Source organism: Streptomyces candidus (assembly GCF_014207445.1).
In the GTDB taxonomy this organism is placed as follows: Bacteria; Actinomycetota; Actinomycetes; order Streptomycetales; family Streptomycetaceae; genus Streptomyces; species Streptomyces candidus.
In genome coordinates, this window is the sequence record NZ_JACHEM010000004.1 from 200,233 (window position 1) to 220,199 (window position 19,967).

The following is a 19,967-nucleotide window of genomic DNA, read 5'->3' on the forward strand; positions in this document are numbered from 1 at the left end:
CGGTGACCTAGGTGTACGTGGCCGGGTCGCAGGACTCGATGTCGAGAAGGACGAGGTCGGCGTCGCGGAGCAGTGCGTCGGTGGCACGTGCGCCGAGGTAGCCGGAGGTGTCGAGTGCGGTGTGCAGGCCGAGCTCGTGCTTGCGGCGGTGGAGGAGTTCGCCCGCGAAGACCGGCTGGAGGAGGGTTTCGCCGCCGCTGAGGGTGGCGCCGCCGCCCGCCGCGCGGATGAACGTCGTGTACTTGGCCGCCTCCGCGCGCGCCCGGCCGCCGCCTCTGGTCTCTTGGTACGCATGACCCACCCCACCGCGCCCGCCGGGCTTCTGCGCCGGATGACGTCACGCAGTCCCTACGAGCAGCACCGCGCCGCCACCCCCCTGGAACTGTTCTTCGACCTGTGTTTCGTGGTCGCCGTCGCCCAGGCCGGGGTCCGGCTGGTGCACGCCTTCGCGGAAGGCCACTTCGGCTCGGGCGTACTCGGCTACGTCCTGGTCTTCTTCGCCATCTGGTGGGCGTGGGTGAACTTCACCTGGTTCGCCTCCGCCTACGACAACGACGACGTGTTCTACCGGCTGGCGGTGCTCGTACAGATCGCGGGCGTCCTGGTGCTGGCGGCCGGGGTGCCGCGCGCCTTCGACGACGCCAACTGGGCGGTCTGCATCGCCGGCTACGTGGTGATGCGCCTCGCGATGACCTGCCAGTGGCTGCGGGTCGCCCGGCACAACAGCGGGGCCGAGCGCGCCACCGCCCTCAAGTACGCCGTCGGCCTCGCGCTCGTCCAGGTGGGCTGGTTCACCGTTCTGTTCGTGCCCGAGGGCACGCGGCTCTACCTCTTCGTGGTGCTGGCCGCCGCCGAACTGAGCGTGCCGCTGGTCGCCGAGCGGGGCTTCCACACCGCCTGGCACCCGCACCACGTGGCCGAACGCTACGGCCTGTTCACGATCATCGTCCTCGGCGAGACGGTGACCGCCGCCACCGTCGCCGTGCAGGAGGGCCTGGACGAACACGAGGCGCTGGGGGAACTGCTGTCGATCGCCGGCGGCGGCCTGCTGATCGTCTTCGCCGCCTGGTGGATCTACTTCGCCGCACCCGCACAGGAACGTCTCACCTCGATGAAGCGGGCGGTGCAGTGGGGCTACGGTCACCTGTTCATCCTCGGGTCGGCGGCGGCCATCGGTGCGGGCATTGAGGTGGCGGTGGAGCAGGTGACAGGGCAGGCGCACATCTCCCCGGTGGCGGCGACCGGCACGGTGACGGTCCCGACCGCACTGTTCCTGTTCACCGGCTGGTTCCTGCAGGCGCGCCACGTCAAGCGGGACGTGGCGGAGAAGGCGCTGATGCCGGTGACGGTCCTCGCCGTCCTGGCCTGCACCTTCCTGGGCACCTGGGGGGTACTGGCGGCCGGCCTGGTGATGTCGGTGACCGTGGCGTTCGGCGTGGCGCTGTCCGCCCGGCCCGACTCCGACGCCCTTCGCAAGCCCCGAGCGGCGTGATACGCAAGGCACCATGGCAGACCTCACCGGCAAGCCGGGACCGAACGACGCACTGACGGACGTGGCCGGACTACGGGTCGGCCACGCGCGCGTGGCGGCAGCGCACGCCCTGACCGGCACCACCGTCGTCCTCGCCCCCGAGGGGGGAGCGGTCGCCGCCGTGGACGTACGGGGCGGCGGCCCCGGTACACGGGAGACGGACGCCCTGGATCCGCGCAACCTGGTTCAGCGCACCGACGCCGTCGTGCTGACCGGCGGCAGTGCCTATGGGCTCGACTCCGCCTCGGGGGTGGCCGGCTGGCTGGAGGAGCGGCAGCGCGGGTTCCGGATCGGGCCCGACCCGGCGCAGGTGGTGCCGGTGGTGCCCGCGGCGTGCCTGTTCGACCTGGGGCGCGGCGGCGACTGGCGGGCCAGGCCGGACGCGTCGACGGGGCGGGCGGCCGTGGTGGCCGCCGCGGGTACCGACGTGGGCGTTCCGGTGGAACAGGGCGTGGTCGGGGCCGGTACGGGGGCGGTGGTCGGCGGGCTGAAGGGCGGTGTCGGCACGGCGAGTGTGCGGCTGGCCTCCGGGGTGACGGTGGCGGCGCTGGTGGTGGTCAACGCGGCGGGTTCGGCGGTGGATCCGTTGACCGGGGTGCTGTACGGGGAGTACCTCCAGGGGCGGGTCGACTATCCCGCCGAGGAGATTCATCAGGAGGCCCTGGGGCGCGTGCGGGCGGCGCGGGAGGAGTCCGGGCGCCGGTACGCCGCCTCCGTGCGCCCGCCGCTGAACACGACCCTCGCGGTCGTCGCCACTGACGCCGGACTGACCCGTGCCCAGGCGCAGAAGCTGGCGGGGACGGCGCACGACGGCTTCGCGCGCGCCCTGCGGCCCGTGCACTTGCTGACGGACGGGGACACGGTGTTCGCACTGTCGACGGGGGCCGTTCCGCTGCTGCCGGGGGACCAGGGACCGGCGTTCGTGGAGCAGTTGACCGCGGCTGCCGTCAACGAGGTGCTGGCCGCCGGGGCGGACACGGTGACCAGGGCGATCGTGAAGGCGGTGCGGGCGGCTTCGGGGGTCGACGGGCCGGGCGGGATTTTCCCCGCGTACCAGGACCTGTACGCCGCGGGCCCGTGAGAGGAGAAATTGGGGGAGACCGGGGGCGGTTTGCGGGAACCTCTCGTACGCCGCCCTTCGTTTTCCTGCAAACCGGGGCGCGATGTCAGACCTAGTGGCTACTTTGAGTACCACGAGCATTACCCGCGGCGACGGCCTGGAGAAGTCCTTGAACGATCCGCACGAGTACGAGAGCGACGGCCTCGAAACGACCGAGGATCACCTCGGACGGCTCCTGGGCCGCGCGCTGAACTCCTTCGACCTGCCCGACGAGACCGTGGAGCGGTTGGACACGGCGTTGGCGCACAGCTCGTCGCTGCGTTCCTCGCACCACAGCGCCGGGCTGCGCCGGTCCCTGTACCGGCACGCCTTCCTGCTGGCCGACGGCTCCTCGCTCACGCTCTGGGAGCTGGTGCACAACGCGGGTCGTGACCGCAGCACCGAGCACGAGCTGTACGTCGACGTGGGCGAGGCCAGGCTTGCCGCCAATCGGCTGCCGAGGGAAGCCGGTTCGCCCGCGGGCGACCTGCCGCTCCCCTCGGAGTACGGGGACGGCTCCGTCGGCTTCTCGCCCCACGGCTTCTCCGACGACCTCTGCGACGGCTTCTCCGACGACCTGTCGTGCGGTCAGGCGGGCGGGGTGGAGACGGATCTGGAGACGCTGGCCGGACTGCTGGCCCATCCGCACCGGCAGGCCAGGCGCGCCTACGTACCGGACGAGTCTGCCGACCACGCGCGCCGCGTCCTGCGCCGCGCGGAGAACGCGGACCGGCCCGGTCCGGAAACCGCCCGGCTGCTCGCGGACGCGCTGGCGCACGAGATCACGCAGGTGTACGGCCGGCAGTGCCGCATCAAGGGGAGGGCGGTGGGGTTCACGCTCTACGAGCACGCGTTCCTGTTGCTGGACGGCAGTGAGGCCAGCGTGTGGGAGGTCGAGCACACAGCAACCCCCGACGGCCGGCACATGTGTGAGGTGTACGCCGACGAACGGACCGCCCGCGAGGCGATGGAGCCTCGCGGACGGGTGGGCTGACCGGTGACTGTGATTCGGACGCGCGGCACATCGGACGGTTGATCACCGGGTGGGCACCGGTGGGCGACCCACGGACAGGCGCAACACCGGGCGATTGATCCTCGGGTCGGTTGGTCAAGGGGCGCGTTGACCAACCCGGCCGACCGCGCGCTCCTGGGCCCGGGGTGCGGTTTCGTACGGTGTCGGCGTCAGGCCGCGACGGCCGACTTCGCGTCGGCCTCGGTCCCCGCCTCGTGCCCGACGGCGGTCCCGGGCTGCTTGCGCATGCCCTTCAGCAGTACGACCAGGCCCGCCGCGACACCGACACCGGCCGCGATCGCCACCACGTAGAGCAGCGGATTGCCGATCAGCGGGACCACGAAGATGCCGCCGTGCGGGGCGCGCAGAGTGTTGTCGAAGGCCATCGTCAGCGCGCCGGTGACCGCGCCACCCGCCATGGAGGCCGGGATGACCCGCAGAGGGTCGGCCGCCGCGAACGGGATCGCGCCCTCGGTGATGAAGGAGGCCCCAAGCACCCAGGCGGCCTTGCCGTTCTCCCGCTCGGTCCTGGTGAAGAGCTTGCCGCGCACTGTGGTGGCGAGCGCCATCGCGAGGGGCGGAACCATGCCCGCGGCCATCACGGCGGCCATGACCTTGAGGTTGCCGTCGCTCGCTTCGGCGGAGAGGCCGCCGATGGCGAACGTGTAGGCGACCTTGTTGAAGGGACCGCCGAGGTCGAAGGTCATCATGAGGCCGAGGACGATGCCCAGGACGATCGCGTTGCTGCCGTTGAGCCCGGACAGCCAGTCGGTCAGCGCCGACTGCAGCTTGGCGATGGGTTCGCCGACCACCAGGAACATCAGGAAGCCGACGACGGTCGACGACAGCAGCGGGATCACGACGACCGGCATGATCCCGCGCAGGGCGGCCGGAACGCGCACCTTCTTGATGGCCATGACGACCGCGCCGGCGAGGAGACCCGCCACCAGGCCACCGAGAAACCCGGCCTTGATCGTCACGGCGATCGAGCCGCCGACGAAACCGGGCACGAGTCCGGGCCGGTCGGCCATTCCGTACGCGATGTATCCGGCGAGCACCGGGATCAGGAAGCCGAAGGCGAGCCCGCCGATCTGGAACAGCAGCGCCGCCCAGCTGGTGTGGTCGCCCCACGCGAAGTGCTCCATCACGGAAGGCGCTTTGTCGATCTGGTAGCCGCCGATGGCGAACCCGAGAGCGATCAGCAGACCGCCGGCCGCGACGAACGGCACCATGTAGCTGACGCCGGACATCAGCCACTTGCGCAGCTTGGCACCGTACCCCTCCCCCGCCTCCCCCGACTTCTCGACCGGGCTGCCCTTCGCGGGTGCGGTGGAGAGGTCGCCGCGGGCTGCTTTCTGCCGGGCTTCGGCGATGAGTTCCAGTGGGCGGTTGACGCCCGCCTTCACTCCGACGTCCACCGTCGGCTTCCCGGCGAACCGCTCGCGGTCCCGTACCGGCACGTCGTGCGCGAAGATCACCGCGTCGGCGGCGGCGATGACGGCGGGGTCGAGACGGGTGAATCCTGAGGATCCCTGGGGCTCGACGGTGAGCTGGACCCCGTCCCGGTTGCCGGCCTGCTCCAGGGCTTCGGCGGCCATGTAGGTGTGCGCGATGCCGGTGGGGCAGGAGGTGACGGCGACGATACGGAACGGCTCGGCCGCCCCCGCATCGAGAGGCGCCTCCCCAGCGGAAGGAACCTCCGCATCGGAAGGCGCCTCCGCTGCGGAAGGAGCCTCGCCGACGGGGGAAGTCTCCTGGGCGGGAGGTGCTGCGGAGGTCGGCGTCGGGGCGGCCGGGGGTGCCGTGGAGGCCGGAGCCGCGCTCGCCGCCTCCGGCGCTGCGTCCCCACGGATCAGCGCGGCGGCCGACTCCGCGTCGCCCGCCGCCCGCAGCGCGTCCCTGAATGCGGCGTTCATCAGGTGTCGCGCCAGGCTGGAGAGAATCGTCAGGTGCGCGTCGTCCGCGCCGGCCGGGGCCGCGATGAGGAAGATCAGGTCGGCCGGGCCGTCGGGGGCGCCGAAGTCGACCCCGGCGGTGCTGCGGCCGAAAGCCAGCGTGGGCTCGGTGACGTGTGCGCTGCGGCAGTGCGGGATGCCGATGCCGCCCTCCAGGCCGGTGGGCATCTGCGCCTCGCGGGCGGCGACGTCGGCGAGGAAAGCGTCCAGGTCGGTGACCCGGCCGAGCCCCGCCATCCGGGCGGCCAGCGCTCGGGCCGCCTCCTGCTTGCTCTCGGCGGCCAGGTCGAGGTCGACCAGGTCCACGGTGATCATCTGGCTCATCGCGGGCTCCTTCGCACGGATGCGGAATCGGGGAAGGCAGGGAGGGGAGCGGGGGTGCGGGCCGGGCGCACAGGAGCACTCACTGCGCCTGCGGTACCCGCGCTTTGTGCTCTGGTCGCGCTCATCGCGCGTACTCCGCGGGTTGCGTCAGTACGCGGTCCAGGGGGATGTCGGCCGTGACCGTCACGCCCGCGGGGTCCAGGTCGTCCGGGGTCGGCATCACGCTGCCCGGCAGCTGTACGGCCGCCGCACCGTGCGCCACCGCCGCCGCCAGCGCCCCGGGGCCTTCGCCGCCCGCCGCGAGGAACCCGGCGAGCGAGGCGTCCCCGGCGCCGACGTTGCTGCGTACCGCCTCCACGCGCGCGTGGCCGAAGTACGTACCGGAGTCGGCGACCAGGAGCTGGCCGTCGGCACCGAGGCTGGCGAGCACGGCGCGCGCGCCCCTCCCGCGCAGTTCCTCGGCCGCCCTGAGCGCCTGCCCAACCGTCTTGAGCGGACGCTCAACCGCCTCGGCGAGTTCCTCGACGTTCGGTTTGACCACGTCGGGGCGTTCGCGCAGGGCCGCGAGGAGGGAGGGTCCGGAGGTGTCGAGTGCGATACGGGCGCCCGCCTCGTGCGCGCGGGCGGCCAGGGCCGCGTACCACTGGGGTCCGAGCCCGCGCGGCAGGCTGCCGCAGCAGGCGATCCAGCTCGCGTCGGCCGAGTGCGCGCGTACCGCGGTCAGCAGTGCCTCCGACTCGGCGGCGGTCAGCTCGGGTCCGGTCGCGTTGATCTTGGTGAGGGTGCCGTCGGGTTCGGCGACGGCGATGTTGGAGCGGGTCTGCCCGGTCACCGGGACGGGTGCCACCTCGATGCCCTCGGCGCCCAGGAGTTCGGCGACCAGTGCACCGGGTGCGCCGCCCAGCGGGAGGACGGCGAGTGTGCGGTGACCGGCCGCGGCGACCGCACGCGAGACATTGACGCCCTTGCCGCCCGGATCCATCCGGTCGCAGGTCGCGCGCAGGACTTCGCCGCGCATGAGGGCGGGGACCTCGTAGGTGCGGTCCAGGCTGGGGTTGGGGGTGACGGTGAGGATCATGGGGCTCGCACTCGTTTCGGGCGCACCGGGCCGGCCGGTCGCGCCGGGTCGTTCCATCGCACCGGGCCGGTCCACAGCACCGGATCGGTCTGGCACCCCGGGTGGGTGGGCCGCGCGGGACCGGTCGGTCGTGCCGAAGCGTTCACCTCTGCGGGGCTGTTCAGACACGTCGGACCTCCGTTCCGGCCGCTTCGATGGCGGCGGCGTCCGCCGCGCTCAGTCCCGTGTCGGTGATCAGCAGGTCCACATCCGTCAGGCTGCCGAACCGCGCGAAGTGCTCCTGACCGTGCTTCGCCGAGTCGGCGAGCATGACGACCCGGCGCCCCGCGGCGATCACCGCCCGCTTCACGGCGGCTTCGGCGAGGTCAGGAGTGGTGAGGCCGTGGGCGAGGGAGAAGCCGTTGGCGCCGAGGAAGACGACGTCGGCGCGGATCTCTCCGTACGCCCGCAGCGCCCAGGCGTCGACGGCCGCGCGCGTGCGGTGGCGGACCCGCCCCCCGACGAGGTGCAGATCGATGCCGGGGTGGTCGGCGAGGCGGGCGGCGACCGGCAGCGAGTGCGTGACGACGGTCAGGCCGCGCTCCAACGGGAAGGCGGCGGCCAGCCGGGCGGCGGTGGAGCCCGCGTCGAGCGCGACGCTGCCCTCGTCGGGCAGTTCGCCGGTCGCGGCCCGCGCGATGCGGTCCTTCTCGTCGGCGGCGGTGGACTCGCGTTCGGCGAGGTCGGGCTCGAAGTCGAGCCGTCCGGCGGGAATGGCGCCGCCGTGCACGCGTCGCAGCAGGCCGGCCCTGTCGAGGGCCTTGAGGTCGCGCCGTACGGTCTCGGCGGTCACCTGGAAGGTGTCCGCGAGGGAGAGCACATCGACCCGGCCGCCCTCGCGGGCGAGACGGAGGATCTCCTGCTGACGCTCCGGTGCGTACATGTGGCTTTACGTCCGTTCCGTGCCCGACCCTGTGGATTACACGCCAGAGTATGCCTACGACTGCCGCAAGTAAACTCATTCGGGCATCCGCCGCAACGGGTCGGGCAGCAGAAAGGGTGGGGGCCCGTGCCGGTCCGTCTCCGGACCGGCACGGGCCCCCACCCTCCCGCGGTACGTCGCTCACACAGTCAGCGCCGCTTCCTTCTCCCCGGCTATCGCACCGGGTCCGGTGCGCGCGCCGGGTACGTCGAATCCGCCGGGTACGTCGCCCGCGCCCCCCGCACCGGTCGGCGCGTCCGGCCCGCCCTCACTCCGTGCCGTCTTCCTGGGCAGCGCGAACATCAGCAGGAAGATCACGACCATGACGCCCACGACCCAGCCCATCGCGTGCTGGAAGGCCTCCGCGTAGGCGGTGGGCACCGCGCTCTGCGCACCCCGGGCCGCCTCGGCCTTGTCGTCGACGAGCCCGAAGAAGACCACCGACACCAGACCGATGCCGAACGCGTTGCCCGTCTGCCCGGTCGTGTTGATCAGTCCGGACGCCGAGCCCGCGTGCTCCTTGGGCACCTCGGAGAGCACCGCGTCCGTCAGCGGCGCCACGATCAGCCCCATGCCGAGGCCCATCACGATCAGCGGCAGCGCCATCTGCCAGGAGGTGATGTCCGCGCCGAAGTGTCGCGCTTCGAAGATGTACAGCAGCATGCCGACCGCCATCGTCAGCGCACCCGCCTGCAGCACCTTGCGCCCGAAGCGAGGGACCAGTTTCTGTACGGAGAGGCCGGCGGCCACCGACACGGCGATCGAGAACGGGATGCCGGTGACACCCGCACGCAGCGCGCTCCAGCCGAGGCCGATCTGCATGTACAGCGTCCACACCATGAAGAAGATGCCGCTGAAGACGCCGAAGGTGAGCTGCACGGCGATGCCCGCGGCGAAGCTCTTCACCCTGAACAGCGACAGTTCGACCAACGGTGAGCCGTCCCTGCGCGTCTTCGCCTTCTCGTACGCGACGAAGATCGCGAGCACGCCCAGGCTGCAGGCCATGGACACGTAGCCCCACACCGGCCAGTCCAGCTCGCGGCCCCGGATCAGGGGGTAGATCAGCGCGAGGAGGGCGAGGGTCACCAGGCCGACGCCCGGCAGGTCCAGGCGCAGCGCCCGGGGTGCCTTGGACTCGGTGATGAACTTGTGGCCGAGGATCAGGCCCGCGATACCGACCGGCAAGTTGATCAGGAAGATCGGCCGCCATTCCAGACCGAAGAGGTTCCACTCGGTGAGCAGCGCGCCGAGCAGCGGACCCATCACCGCGCCGAGGCCGACGATCGCGCCGAACAGGCCGAAAACCTTGCCGCGTTCGTGGGCGGGGAACGTGGCGTGCACGATGGAGAGCACCTGCGGGACCATCAGGGCCGCCGTCGCCCCCTGGAGGATGCGCGCGGCGACCAGGATGTCGGGGTTCGCGGCGAAGCCGCAGAGCGCCGAGGCGACGGTGAAGCCGCCGATGCCGATGAGGAACAGCCGTTTCCGGCCGTAGATGTCACCGAGCCGGCCGCCCGTGATGAGACCGGCGGCGAACGCGAGGGCGTAACCGGCGGTGATCCACTGGATCGCGCTGAAGGACGCACCGAGGCTGCCCTGGATGCTGGGGATCGCGATGTTGACGATCGTGACGTCAACAAGGTCCATGAAGGCGGCGGTCATCACGATGGCGAGCGCGAACCAGCGGCGGCGGTCGGCGGGTGCGCTGCCCGACGGGGCGGGCCCGGCGGCGGAAGCGGGGGTGGGAGTGACGGCGGAAGCGGCGACGGCGGGTATCGGAGACCCTGCGGGGGTCTCCGACGGAGGTGCTGGAGTCATGCCGACGACATTAGTCCCTATATAGGACACAGAATGGCCCACATCGCGCGCATCCTTGACGTCATGACCGACACACCGGCACGGCTGCTGCAACTGCTCTCGCTGCTCCAGACCCCCCGCGAATGGCCGGGCAGCGAACTCGCGACCCGGCTCGACGTCTCGCGCCGCACGGTGCGCAGGGACATCGACCGGCTCCGCGACCTGGGCTATCCCGTCCAGGCGTCGATGGGTGCGGAGGGCGGGTACCGCCTGGTGGCGGGCAAGGCGATGCCCCCACTGGTTCTCGACGACGACGAGGCGGTGGCCATCGCGGTGGGGCTGCGGGCCGGGGCCGGGCACGCCGTGGAGGGCATAGAGGAGGCGTCGGTACGGGCGCTGGCCAAGCTGGAACAGGTGCTGCCGTCACGGCTGCGCCACCAGGTGGCCGCGCTCCAGGCCGCCACGGTCCCGCTGACCGACGGCGACGGCGCGAGCATCGACCCGCGGACACTGACCGTGATGGCGGGAGCGGCGGCCGGCCAGGAGCGGCTGCGGTTCGGCTACCGCTCGGGCGACGGTACGGCGTCCAAGCGCCTCGTCGAGCCGCACCGCCTGGTCAGCACGGGGCGCCGGTGGTACCTGGTGGCCTACGACATCGACCGCGAGGACTGGCGCACTTTCCGGGTGGACCGGGTCGGCGAACCCTTCGCGACGGGTGCGCGGTTCGTGCCGCGCGGGGTGCCGACGGGCAACGCGGCGGACTTCCTGCGGCAGTCGATGCACAGGATGGGTGACGGGCGACCGGAGTCGTACCGTCTCGTGGCGACGTTCGACGCGTCGGCGGAGTTCGTGGCGGCGCGGCTGCCTGCCTCGCTGGGGGCGCCGGTGGCGACCGGCGACGAGAGCTGCCGGCTGGAGACGGACTTCGGGGATTCGGTGGAGTGGCTGGGGGTGCGGCTGGCCATGGTGGGCTGCGAGTTCGCCGTTCAGGAGCCGCCGGAACTGGTGGACTGCCTGGCGGCGCTGGGCGACAGGATCAGCCGCGCGGTCACCAGACGGGAGGGATGAGCCAAGGGCTGAACCCCTGCCCTGCCCGCACGGCAGTTGGGGGTGATCCCTTGCCCTCTACGGTGTTACGGGGCCACCCCATTGCCCGTACGGCAATTGCTCGCACCCCGGCCAGTCCGGCGCCGGGGCGCCTTGCACCGGAGAGGATGCGGCAACCTGACGGACCCCGCGTCCCGGATCCGCCCCTGCCGCCGCAGCAGTCGCCGGTTACGCCGCCGCGTCGAAGCCCGTGTCGCGGGCCATCTTCTTGAGCTCCAGCAGGGCGTGCTTCTCTATCTGCCGGATGCGCTCGCGGGTCAGCCCGTGCTCCTTGCCGACCTCGGTAAGCGTGCGCTCCCGGCCGTCTTCGATGCCGTACCGCATGCGGATGATCGACGCCGTGCGCTCGTCGAGCTTCCCGATGAGGTCTTCGAGCTCCTCGCTGCGCAGCATGGACAGCACCGACTGCTCGGGCGAGACCGCGGAGGTGTCCTCCAGCAGGTCGCCGAACTGCGTGTCACCGCCGTCGTCGACCGGCATGTTCAGCGAGACGGGGTCACGCGCCCAGTCCAGCACGTCGCTGACGCGCTGCGGCTTTGAGTCGAGCTCGCGCGCGATCTCCTCGTGCTCGGGGTCGCGCCCGTTCTCCCGGTTGAACTCGCGCTGCACGCGCCGGATCCGGCCCAGCTCCTCCACGAGGTGGACGGGCAGGCGGATGGTGCGTGACTGGTCGGCGATGGAGCGGGTGATGGCCTGGCGGATCCACCAGGTCGCGTACGTGGAGAACTTGAAGCCCTTGGCGTAGTCGAACTTCTCGACCGCGCGCACCAGGCCGGCGTTCCCCTCCTGGATGAGGTCGAGCAGCGGCAGGCCACTGCGCGGGTAGCGTCGGGCGACGGCGACGACAAGGCGGAGGTTGGACCGGATGAACAGGTCCTTGGCGCGCTCACCCGCCTCGTACAGCGCCTCCAGCTCCTCGCGGGAGGCACCCGCGGCTTCGGAGTCCGCGATCTCGCCGTCGAGGATCTGGCGTGCGTACACACCGGCCTCGATGGTCTGGGACAGCTCCACTTCCTTGGCGGCGTCGAGCAGCGGCGTCCGTGCGATCTCGTCGAGGTACATGCCGACCAGGTCGCGGTCGGCGATCTCCCCGCCTACGGCGCGAAGGCTGCTGGCCCGGGTCGATCCGGTCGATGACCGACGGGCGACGGCACGGGTTGCCATGCTTGGTGCTCCCTTGCGTGAGTAGGTCGCGTGTGGTGTGACTGTGGCTGCCGGGACACCTTCCGGGTTCCCCGCTTCCAATGGATCCAACGGTTGGAATCGGGACAGAATTCCCCGCACCCGCGCTCAATTTCCTGATCTTGCAGTACCCTGTCGCCCCACCGCGGCGGACTCTTGCCCTACATCACCACAGAAACGCAGGTCAGCCCGGGTGTGGCGGCGTTGCCGACGGAGCTCGCAGAGTTCTACAGCCACTTCATCGCCGAGGCCTCGATCACGTCCGCCACAGCCACTTCACGCCCGACGAGCGTCGTCCGCGGCTGCCCTCCCACCCTGAAGACGGCCCCGGCCGGCCGATGGTTGCTCGCGATGTCCGGACTGCCGGGGTGGGGCCCGTCCCGCGTCCTAGGTCTGCAGCCCGTTACGGAGCGCGCGCCGGCCGCCTACTGTCCGCCGCATGGACACCACCGGCATCCACGACGAGGCCCTGGCTCGCCTGCACTGCTCGGGTCCGGAGCGGCTCGGCCGGCTCTCCAACCACGCGCCGATGGCCGTCGAGGCGCTCGCCGCCCGCGGCCGGGCCGCCGCCGTGCACCACTGGCTCGACCTCTACGCCCGCAAGCTGGAGGACTTCCCCGCCGGCCACGCGCGCGTGACGCACGCGAACTGGCCGCAGGCGCTGGGGGACCCGCGCCGGGCCGCCGACTGGATCGCGTACTTCCGTGAGCTGCTCGCGCAGCGGCCCTGGCGCGACGTCCTCGCCGAATGGTGGCCGCGGCTGCTGCCCGGCATGTACGGCGGTTCCACGCACCCGGTGATCCGGGTCGGCCACGCGGTGCGCGGCCTGCTCGCGGGAGGCGGAGGCGACGCGGAGACCGTCGATGCCACCGCGCCCCGGCTGGTCGAGCTCGCCCACGGCCTCGGCTACTGGGCCGCCCGCCACCACCCCGCCCCTGCGGTCCTCCCCCTGCCCGAAGCGGCCGACGCCGTTCGTGCCCTGCACGCGGTACCGCCCATCGGTGTACGGACGGAGGCTTCCCGGAGCGCCTCGCGCGCGTCACGCACATGCCCGGGTGGGCGGCGTCGCCGGTGACGGTGTTTCACGCCGTCGAGCTGACCGGGCCAACGACCTGAGGGCGTGCCCGCCGGGGGCGCAGGGCGTGCGCGCTCGGCACACCGGGTCAGTCTAGTTTAATCTTCAAGTAGATGGCCTTACAGTGGAATGCATGAGCACCGACAAGAACGCGACCCGCACAGATGCGCCCCCGGCCGGGCCGCGCTGGCTCAACGACGAGGAGCAGCGGGTCTGGCGCGCCTACGTCCACGCCACCACCCTCCTCGACGACACCCTGGACCGCCAGCTTCAGCGCGACGCGGGCATGCCGCACGTCTACTACGGCCTGCTCGTACAGCTCGCCCAGGCCCCGGGCCGCAAGCTGCGGATGACCGAGCTGGCGAAGAACGCAAAGATCACGCGCTCCCGGCTCTCGCACGCGGTCGCCCGGCTGGAGAAGAACGGCTGGGTACGCCGCCAGGACTGCCCCTCCGACAAGCGTGGACAGAACGCTTTCCTCACCGAGGAGGGCTACCGCATCCTCGTGCAGGCGGCCCCCGGGCACGTGGAACTCGTACGCAGGGCGATGTTCGACCGGCTGAGCTCCGGGCAGGTGCGGCAGCTCGGCGAGATCATGTGCACGATCGCCGACGGCCTGGAGCCGACGGGCACGGGCGCGGATCTGCCCTGGCTCCGCTGAGGCCGCGACTCCTCGGCGGAACCGGGGCAGCTCCCGGACAGGTACAGGTCAGTGCGCGACCACCGGGATCCTCAGCTCGTCCTCGGCGTCCTGACCGTCGCCGGAGGCCACCGGGTGCGTGCCCGGCCGTCCGGTGTTGATCAGCGTCAGCGCGATGCCGGCCGAGACGACGAGGATGCCGACGGCCCACCAAATGGCACTGGCATAGCCGTGCACCATTGCCTGCGCCCGGAGCAGCTGCTCGCTGGTGGCGCCGGCCGCGTGGGCGGCGACGTACGCGGTGGTGGCACTGGCCGCGATGGTGTTCAGCAGGGCGGTGCCGATCGCGCCGCCCACCTGCTGCGAGGTGTTGACCATGGCGGAGGCGACTCCGGCGTCCCGCGCCTCGACGCCGTGCGTGGCCAGCGACATGGCGGGCATGAACGCCGTACCCATGCCGAGGCCCAGCAGCAGCTGCGCGGGCAGGATCAGTCCGGCGTACGAGGAGCCGATCTCCAGCTGCGTGAGCAGCAGCATGCCGAGCGCGGCGGTCAGGAAGCCCGGCCCCATCAGCAGGCGCGGCGGCACCCGGGTCATCAGGCGGGCGCCGATCTGGGTGGAGCCCGTGATCATGCCGACGATCATCGGCAGGAACGCGAAGCCGGTCATGACCGGCGAGTACCCCTTGACGATCTGGAGGTAGTACGTCAGGAACAGGAACAGCCCGAACATCGAGATGACGGCGAGTCCGAGCGAGAGGTAGACCCCGCCCCGGTTGCGCTCCAGCAGGACTCGCAGCGGCAGCAGCGGGTGCTTGACCTTGGCTTCGACGGCCACGAAGGCGGCCAGCAGGACGACAGCGGCGGCGAACGTCCCGAGGGTCATCGTGGCCGTCCAGCCGTCCGCCTCGGTCTCGGCGAGCGTGAAGGCGTACACGAGGGCCACGAGGCCGGCCGTGGACAGCAGTACGCCGGGGATGTCCAGCGGGGAGCGGTTGCGGCCACCGGCGGGCTCGCGGACGACGAAGTACGCGCCGACGCCGGCGACGACCGCGAAGGGGATGTTGACGAAGAAGGTCCAGCGCCAGTTCAGGTACTCGGTGAGGAAACCGCCCAGGATGAGGCCGACCGCACCGCCGCCGCCCGCGATGGCGCCGAAGATGCCGAACGCCTTGGCGCGCTCCTTGCCGTCGGTGAACGTCACGGCCAGCAGGGAGAGCGCGGCGGGTGCCAGCAGGGCGCCGAAGACGCCTTGGAGGGCGCGCGAGCCGAGCATCATCGCCTCACCGGACGCGGCGCCGCCGAGCGCGGAGGCCGCAGCAAAACCGGCCAGGCCGATGACGAAGACGCGCTTGCGGCCCCACAGGTCGGCGAGCCGTCCGCCGAAGAGGAGCAGCCCGCCGAAGGCGAGCGCGTAGGCGGTGATGACCCACTGGCGGTTGGCGTCGGAGATGCCGAGGTCCTGCTGCGCGGAGGGCAGCGCGATGTTCACGATCGTGGCGTCGAGCACCACCATCAGCTGCGCGAGCGCGATGAAGACGAGCGCTTTCCAGCGGTTCGGATCCGGTATCGCGGTCCCCGTCTTCGACAGGGGAAGGTCTGTTTTTGGCATGGGAGTGGCCACCTAGGAAGTTAAAGACAGAAAAAAGGGACGGTTGCCGCGTCGGTGAGGGCGCGGGAGGTCGTGCTTCTACTGGGGTCGGCGGAGGTCTTCGAGGGTTGCCGCACAGCCGGGAAGTGCGGAGCGTGCGGGAGCTTCGAGGCCGTCGAGGAACAATTGCAGGTGGCGGTGGACGAACTGGTCGAAGTCCACGCATCCGCTGCCGGGCAGTGGGCGGGTGAGCTGGGACAGCGCCACCATGAGGTCTCCGACGGCGACGTCGGCACGGAGGCGGCCGGCCTTGCGGGCCCGGCCCATGAGGTCCTCGACGGCCACTTCGAGGCGCTCGCGTCCGGCGAGCAGGTCCGCGTGCTGGGCGTCGAAGCCCTCGGCGAGCATGGGGCACAGCGCCCCGATCCGCTCGTCGGCGGCCTCGTGCACGAAGCGCCGCAGCGCCCCGAAGGCGTCGCCCCGCTCCTCGGCGATCTCCATGACCGCGGACTCGGCGATCTCCGCCGTGCGGGACAGCACGGACACCACGACCTCGTGGACGAGGTCCTTGCGGTCGGGGAAGTGCCGGTAGAGCGTGGCGTTGCCGACGACCGCCCGGCGGGCGATCTCGTCGAGCGGCACGTCGGGCCCGAACTCGACGAGCATCTCGCGCGCCGCGCTGACGATGCGCTCCCGATTGCGCAGCGCGTCGGCGCGCGGACGCCCCCCGCGCCTCCGCGCGACGGACGCACCGCTCCGCGCCTCCCCGCACGCGCCGCTGCGCGCGGCAGAGGTACCGGCTTCGCTGATGGCCACGACTCTCCTTCCGACTGCCGCTCCCGTACGGGACGTGTAACGGCCCGCGCAGAAACGGGGACGTCTTCCCCGTTTCCCGCGGTCTCACCTACAAACGGGGAGACGCTCCCCGTTTATTTCCACCTGGCACTCCTGGGTTTCTGTGACCCGCATCACACGAACCGCGTCCGGAAACCCACCATCGGCCCACCCAACGCGCGCCGTCGCGCCACCCGCCGGAGGGTGGGCGAACAGGAGCAGTCGAGACTGTCCGGGACGGCACGGACGGGGCTGCGCGGAGCGGAAGGCGACCTCGATGCAGCACCCCCGCCCCCGCCCCGACATACCCGACGGCCCCCACCCGCCCCCCGCGCCCCATGCCGCCCCGTCCCGGGAACCCCGCACCGACCGCCGCACCCGTCGCTCACCTCGCCCGCGTCACCCCCGCGCTCTCAGCGCCCTGACCGCCGTGGCCCTCGCCACCGTGGCCACCGCGAGCACTCCCCTCGCCGACTCCGGCCGCGCCTCCTGGGGCCCCTCCGGAAACCCACGCGCCGCCGACACCGCCGACGCGCCTGGCCTGCTCCACGCGAAAACGGAACCCGCGGGCCCGCCCGGCTCCCTCGAAGCGGCCGAGGCAGCGGCCCGGCCGTGCCGTCTCACCGGCACCCGGGGCATCCAGATGTCGGAGGGCATGCCCACACCCTCCGGCTACTCCCGCTCGACCGGCGAGGTGCGGGCCCTCAACCTGATGATCGACTTTCCGGATGCCCCGGGGCAGGGCAGCGCGCTCGACCGCTTCCAGGAGTTCGCACCGCAGACCGCCGCCTGGTTCGACGCCAGCAGTTACGGCCGCCTGCGCTACGTTCCCGAGGCCCCGGTCACCGAGTGGCTGCGCATGCCGTTGGCCTTCTCCGAGTACGGGATAGAGCGCGGCGCGCCCTTCGAGCCCGGCTATCAGCAGCTCGTCCGGGACATCGTGTCCCTGGCCGACCCCCAGGTCGACTTCTCCGCCTACGACTTGGTGAACATCCTGGTCACCCCGAACGCCGGCCCCTCGGCCCTCGACACGGTCCTGTCGGTCACCTTCTCCGGCAACCACGAGGCCCCCGTAGCCGACGGCGTCCCGCTCGCCAACACGTCGTTCGTCTACAGCCGGCAGGACGACGGGTCCGGTTCGTACGCCGAAACCGGCTTCCGCGTCCTGCCCCACGAGAACGGTCACGTCTTCGGCCTGCCCGACCTCTACACCGAGGACGGCGGCGGCTCGGTCGGGCACTGGGACATCATGTCCGAGGACTGGGGCGCCAACAACGACATGCTCGGCTGGCACAAATGGAAGCTGGGCTGGTTGGACAGCCGTCAGATCGGCTGCGCCGCCCGGGGCGGCACCACCGACCTCACCCTGGCCCCGCTCGCCTCCCCCGCCGACGGCCGCAAGCTCGCCTTCGTCCCCCTCACTCCCAAGACCGGCTACGCCGTCGAGGTCCGCACCCGCGCCGGCAACGACGAGGCCGTCTGCAAGCCCGGCGTCCTCATCTACCGCGTCGATGCCGACGTCGACACCGGAAACGGCCCCATCACCGTCGCCGACCACACCCCGGGCAGCGCCGGCTGCACCCGCCGCCCCAACGTCCACCTCGAACTCTCCGACGCCACCTTCACCCCCGGCGCCTCCTTCATCGACGCCGCACGCGGCGTCCGCATCGACGTCCTGGACCGCGACCACTCCGGCAACCACCGCATCCGCATCACCCGCCCCTGACCCCAGGTACACCCCCACCCCCGCAACGCCCTCCCCTTCGAGCGAGCCGCCCCGTCCATCCGCTAACCTGTCCTGAGCTGTCCCCAGGGGCAGTGTCGCCTCCGTAGCTCAGGGGATAGAGCACAGCTCTCCTAAAGCTGGTGTCGCAGGTTCGAATCCTGCCGGGGGCACAGCGAGAGGGGCCGGTACCCGGGGTGTGATTCCCGGGTACCGGCCCTTCGCTGTACTGTCCTTCGCTGTACTGGCCCTTCGGCATGATCGCGACCACGCCACTCACGCCCCGCCGGGCGGCGGCCGGCCCGTGCACGATTGCGGGCCGGGCCCCCGAAGCCGTGGGTTACGAAGCCCTGCGCACCGCAGCCGCCTTGCGGGCCGCGGCCATCTCCGCCGACTCTCGGCGTCCGCGCGAGGGGGCCGGGGAGCGGCGGGCGCGCGGAGCACGGGTGCGCGTCTCCTCCGGGGCGGAGGACTTCGGGGCGCGGACCGGTACGCCCGACGGCGCCTGGGCGCCGGTGATCCGGCTCAGTTCCGCGTCGCCGGAGCGGACGGCAGCGGTCTGCGGGTGGATGCCGGCTTCGCGCATCAGCCGGTGCAGGTCGCGGCGCTGGCCGGGGGTGACCAGGGTGACGACGCGTCCGGACTCACCCGCGCGGGCGGTGCGTCCGCCGCGGTGCAGGTAGTCCTTGGGGTCGGTCGGGGGATCGACATTGACGACGAGGTCGAGGTTGTCGACGTGAATGCCGCGCGCGGCGACGTTCGTGGCCACGAGGACGTTGACCTCGCCGGTCTTGAAGCGGTCGAGAGTACGGGTGCGCAAGGGCTGCGACTTGCCGCCGTGCAGGGCCGCCGCGCGTACCCCGGCGTCCTGAAGGTCCTTGGTGAGGCGGTCGACGGCGTGCTTGGTGTCCAGGAACATCAGGACGCGGCCGTCGCGGGCCGCGATCTCGATGGTGGTGGCGTGCTTGTCCGCGCCGTGCACTTCGAGGACGTGGTGCTCCATCGTGGTGACCGCGCCCGCCGACGGGTCCACGGAGTGGACGACCGGGTCGGTGAGGAACGTACGCACCAATTTGTCGACATTGCGGTCGAGGGTGGCGGAGAAGAGCATCGTCTGGCCGTCCTCCCTGACCTGCTGGAGCAGTTCGGTGACGTCCGGCATGAAACCCATGTCGCCCATCTGGTCCGCTTCGTCGAGGACCGTGATGCGCACCTGGTCCAGGCGGCAGTCGCGGCGCTCGATGAGGTCCTTGAGACGGCCGGGGGTGGCGACGACGACGTCAGATCCGCGGCGGAGCGCGGAGGACTGCCGGCCGATCGACATGCCGCCGACCACGGTGGCGATGCTGAGGTTCAGGGTCTTCGCGTACGGCGTGAGCGCGTCCGTCACCTGCTGCGCCAGCTCTCGCGTCGGTACGAGGACGAGCGCGAGCGGCAGCTTGGGCTGGGCGCGCCTGCCGTACGCGGCCGTACGGGTGAGCAGCGCGAGGCCGAAGGCGAGGGTCTTGCCCGAGCCGGTACGGCCACGGCCGAGGACGTCGCGTCCGGCGAGGGCGTTGGGGAGGGTCGCGGCCTGGATCGGGAAGGGCTCGGTGACGCCTTCGGCGACCAGTGCCCGCTGCACGCTGTCCGGCATGTCGAGTTCGGCGAAGTCCGTGACCGGGGGCAGTGCGGGGGTGACGGAGACCGGAGGGGCGAACTCGCCCTTCAGCGGCACCGGACGGCGCGACCGGCCGCCACCACCGCTGCTGCCACCGGTGCGGTTGCCGCCACGACCGCCGACGCCCGCGGCAGCACGTGTGCCGCTCCCGCCGCCGCTCTTCTTGCCTGCGCTGGTGTCACGGTTACCGCCGAAGCGGGCGTAGTTCGTACTCACGGAGATTCCTCCTCGATACGGCACGCATCGAGGAAAAGCCGGTCCCGCCGGGCGGGCCGCATTTCAAGAACGAGCCGAAATGAATTAAAAACAAAAAGTAGGTCCGGTTCGTATGAACAACGAACGGACCCGTTTGATTCCCTCAGGCGCAAAAACGGGCTGGGACCTGCACCCGAGGTGCAG

15 protein-coding genes, 1 tRNA gene and 1 pseudogene are annotated in these 19,967 nt (G+C 71.6%); 8 read left to right on the plus strand and 9 right to left on the minus strand.

Annotation, left to right across the window (positions count from 1 at the left end):
- Positions 1 to 7 precede the first annotated feature (7 nt).
- Positions 8 to 301: a radical SAM protein gene (locus HNQ79_RS34470; RefSeq protein WP_308437342.1), complete on the minus strand. Its 294-nt coding sequence runs from the start codon at positions 299 to 301 to the stop codon at positions 8 to 10.
- Here HNQ79_RS34470 and HNQ79_RS09650 point away from each other — a divergent pair.
- From HNQ79_RS09650 to HNQ79_RS09660, 3 genes are all read left to right on the plus strand, one after another.
- Positions 293 to 1,492: a low temperature requirement protein A gene (locus HNQ79_RS09650; protein ID WP_185029095.1), complete on the plus strand. Its 1,200-nt coding sequence runs from the start codon at positions 293 to 295 to the stop codon at positions 1,490 to 1,492. The genes HNQ79_RS34470 and HNQ79_RS09650 overlap by 9 nt on opposite strands.
- A 13-nt stretch (positions 1,493 to 1,505) precedes the next feature.
- Entirely contained in the window at positions 1,506 to 2,612 is a 1,107-nt protein-coding gene (locus HNQ79_RS09655; RefSeq protein WP_185029096.1) for a P1 family peptidase, read from the plus strand.
- A 148-nt stretch (positions 2,613 to 2,760) separates the two neighbouring features.
- Entirely contained in the window at positions 2,761 to 3,624 is an 864-nt protein-coding gene (locus tag HNQ79_RS09660) for a DUF6227 family protein (RefSeq protein WP_185029571.1), read from the plus strand.
- 188 nt (positions 3,625 to 3,812) lie between these two features.
- Here the strand turns inward: HNQ79_RS09660 and HNQ79_RS09665 are convergent, their stop codons facing one another.
- The 4 genes from HNQ79_RS09665 to HNQ79_RS09680 all read right to left on the minus strand — a co-directional run bounded on the left by HNQ79_RS09665 (position 3,813) and on the right by HNQ79_RS09680 (position 9,778).
- Entirely contained in the window at positions 3,813 to 5,921 is a 2,109-nt protein-coding gene (locus tag HNQ79_RS09665; protein ID WP_185029097.1) for a PTS fructose transporter subunit IIABC, read from the minus strand.
- 121 nt (positions 5,922 to 6,042) lie between these two features.
- Positions 6,043 to 6,999, minus strand: a complete 957-nt coding sequence (pfkB, locus tag HNQ79_RS09670) for a 1-phosphofructokinase (protein WP_185029098.1) — start codon at positions 6,997 to 6,999, stop codon at positions 6,043 to 6,045.
- 160 nt (positions 7,000 to 7,159) lie between these two features.
- Positions 7,160 to 7,921, minus strand: coding sequence for a DeoR/GlpR family DNA-binding transcription regulator (locus HNQ79_RS09675; RefSeq protein ID WP_185029099.1), 762 nt, complete (start codon positions 7,919 to 7,921; stop codon positions 7,160 to 7,162).
- Positions 7,922 to 8,101: 180 nt separating this feature from the next.
- A complete protein-coding gene (locus HNQ79_RS09680; protein WP_185029100.1) occupies positions 8,102 to 9,778 on the minus strand; it encodes an MFS transporter in 1,677 nt (558 codons plus the stop codon).
- A 63-nt stretch (positions 9,779 to 9,841) separates the two neighbouring features.
- Here HNQ79_RS09680 and HNQ79_RS09685 point away from each other — a divergent pair, with 63 nt between their 5' ends.
- The gene (locus HNQ79_RS09685) at positions 9,842 to 10,825 is read left to right on the plus strand and encodes a helix-turn-helix transcriptional regulator (RefSeq protein ID WP_229923531.1); all 984 of its coding nucleotides are present in this window, start codon (positions 9,842 to 9,844) and stop codon (positions 10,823 to 10,825) included.
- A 207-nt stretch (positions 10,826 to 11,032) separates the two neighbouring features.
- Here HNQ79_RS09685 and HNQ79_RS09690 read toward each other — a convergent pair whose 3' ends face one another.
- A complete protein-coding gene (locus HNQ79_RS09690) occupies positions 11,033 to 12,028 on the minus strand; it encodes a sigma-70 family RNA polymerase sigma factor (RefSeq protein ID WP_185029102.1) in 996 nt (331 codons plus the stop codon).
- 457 nt (positions 12,029 to 12,485) lie between these two features.
- Between HNQ79_RS09690 and HNQ79_RS09695 the strand changes: the two are divergent.
- Both HNQ79_RS09695 and HNQ79_RS09700 read left to right on the plus strand, forming a co-directional pair.
- A pseudogene (locus HNQ79_RS09695) lies at positions 12,486 to 13,114 on the plus strand (questin oxidase family protein); the annotation flags it as partial.
- 140 nt (positions 13,115 to 13,254) lie between these two features.
- A complete protein-coding gene (locus tag HNQ79_RS09700; RefSeq protein ID WP_185029104.1) occupies positions 13,255 to 13,782 on the plus strand; it encodes a MarR family winged helix-turn-helix transcriptional regulator in 528 nt (175 codons plus the stop codon).
- 48 nt (positions 13,783 to 13,830) lie between these two features.
- On the opposite strand, the gene HNQ79_RS09705 is transcribed toward HNQ79_RS09700, so the two are convergent.
- Both HNQ79_RS09705 and HNQ79_RS09710 read right to left on the minus strand, forming a co-directional pair.
- A complete protein-coding gene (locus tag HNQ79_RS09705) occupies positions 13,831 to 15,372 on the minus strand; it encodes an MFS transporter (protein WP_185029106.1) in 1,542 nt (513 codons plus the stop codon).
- 78 nt (positions 15,373 to 15,450) lie between these two features.
- Positions 15,451 to 16,161, minus strand: coding sequence for a TetR/AcrR family transcriptional regulator (locus tag HNQ79_RS09710; RefSeq protein WP_373312575.1), 711 nt, complete (start codon positions 16,159 to 16,161; stop codon positions 15,451 to 15,453).
- A gap of 301 nt (positions 16,162 to 16,462) precedes the next feature.
- Between HNQ79_RS09710 and HNQ79_RS09715 the strand changes: the two genes are divergently transcribed.
- Positions 16,463 to 17,911, plus strand: a complete 1,449-nt coding sequence (locus tag HNQ79_RS09715; protein WP_185029110.1) for a M6 family metalloprotease domain-containing protein — start codon at positions 16,463 to 16,465, stop codon at positions 17,909 to 17,911.
- A 97-nt stretch (positions 17,912 to 18,008) separates the two neighbouring features.
- A tRNA-Arg gene (locus HNQ79_RS09720) sits at positions 18,009 to 18,081 on the plus strand.
- Positions 18,082 to 18,248: 167 nt separating this feature from the next.
- Here HNQ79_RS09720 and HNQ79_RS09725 read toward each other — a convergent pair.
- Positions 18,249 to 19,784 carry a DEAD/DEAH box helicase gene (locus tag HNQ79_RS09725; protein ID WP_229923530.1) on the minus strand — a complete coding sequence of 512 codons (1,536 nt, stop codon included), beginning with the start codon at positions 19,782 to 19,784 and terminating at the stop codon, positions 18,249 to 18,251.
- Positions 19,785 to 19,967 lie beyond the last annotated feature (183 nt).

Excerpts from the sequence above, each read along its gene's own strand:
- HNQ79_RS09650 (WP_185029095.1), top strand. The coding sequence starts at position 293 with ATGACCCACCCCACCGCGCCCGCCGGGCTTCTGCGCCGGATGACGTCA.
- HNQ79_RS09655 (WP_185029096.1), top strand. The coding sequence starts at position 1,506 with ATGGCAGACCTCACCGGCAAGCCGGGACCGAACGACGCACTGACGGAC.
- HNQ79_RS09665 (WP_185029097.1), bottom strand. The coding sequence starts at position 5,921 with ATGAGCCAGATGATCACCGTGGACCTGGTCGACCTCGACCTGGCCGCC.
- pfkB (WP_185029098.1), bottom strand. The coding sequence starts at position 6,999 with ATGATCCTCACCGTCACCCCCAACCCCAGCCTGGACCGCACCTACGAG.
- HNQ79_RS09675 (WP_185029099.1), bottom strand. The coding sequence starts at position 7,921 with ATGTACGCACCGGAGCGTCAGCAGGAGATCCTCCGTCTCGCCCGCGAG.
- HNQ79_RS09680 (WP_185029100.1), bottom strand. The coding sequence starts at position 9,778 with ATGACTCCAGCACCTCCGTCGGAGACCCCCGCAGGGTCTCCGATACCC.
- HNQ79_RS09685 (WP_229923531.1), top strand. The coding sequence starts at position 9,842 with ATGACCGACACACCGGCACGGCTGCTGCAACTGCTCTCGCTGCTCCAG.
- HNQ79_RS09690 (WP_185029102.1), bottom strand. The coding sequence starts at position 12,028 with ATGGCAACCCGTGCCGTCGCCCGTCGGTCATCGACCGGATCGACCCGG.
- HNQ79_RS09700 (WP_185029104.1), top strand. The coding sequence starts at position 13,255 with ATGAGCACCGACAAGAACGCGACCCGCACAGATGCGCCCCCGGCCGGG.
- HNQ79_RS09705 (WP_185029106.1), bottom strand. The coding sequence starts at position 15,372 with ATGCCAAAAACAGACCTTCCCCTGTCGAAGACGGGGACCGCGATACCG.
- HNQ79_RS09715 (WP_185029110.1), top strand. The coding sequence starts at position 16,463 with ATGCAGCACCCCCGCCCCCGCCCCGACATACCCGACGGCCCCCACCCG.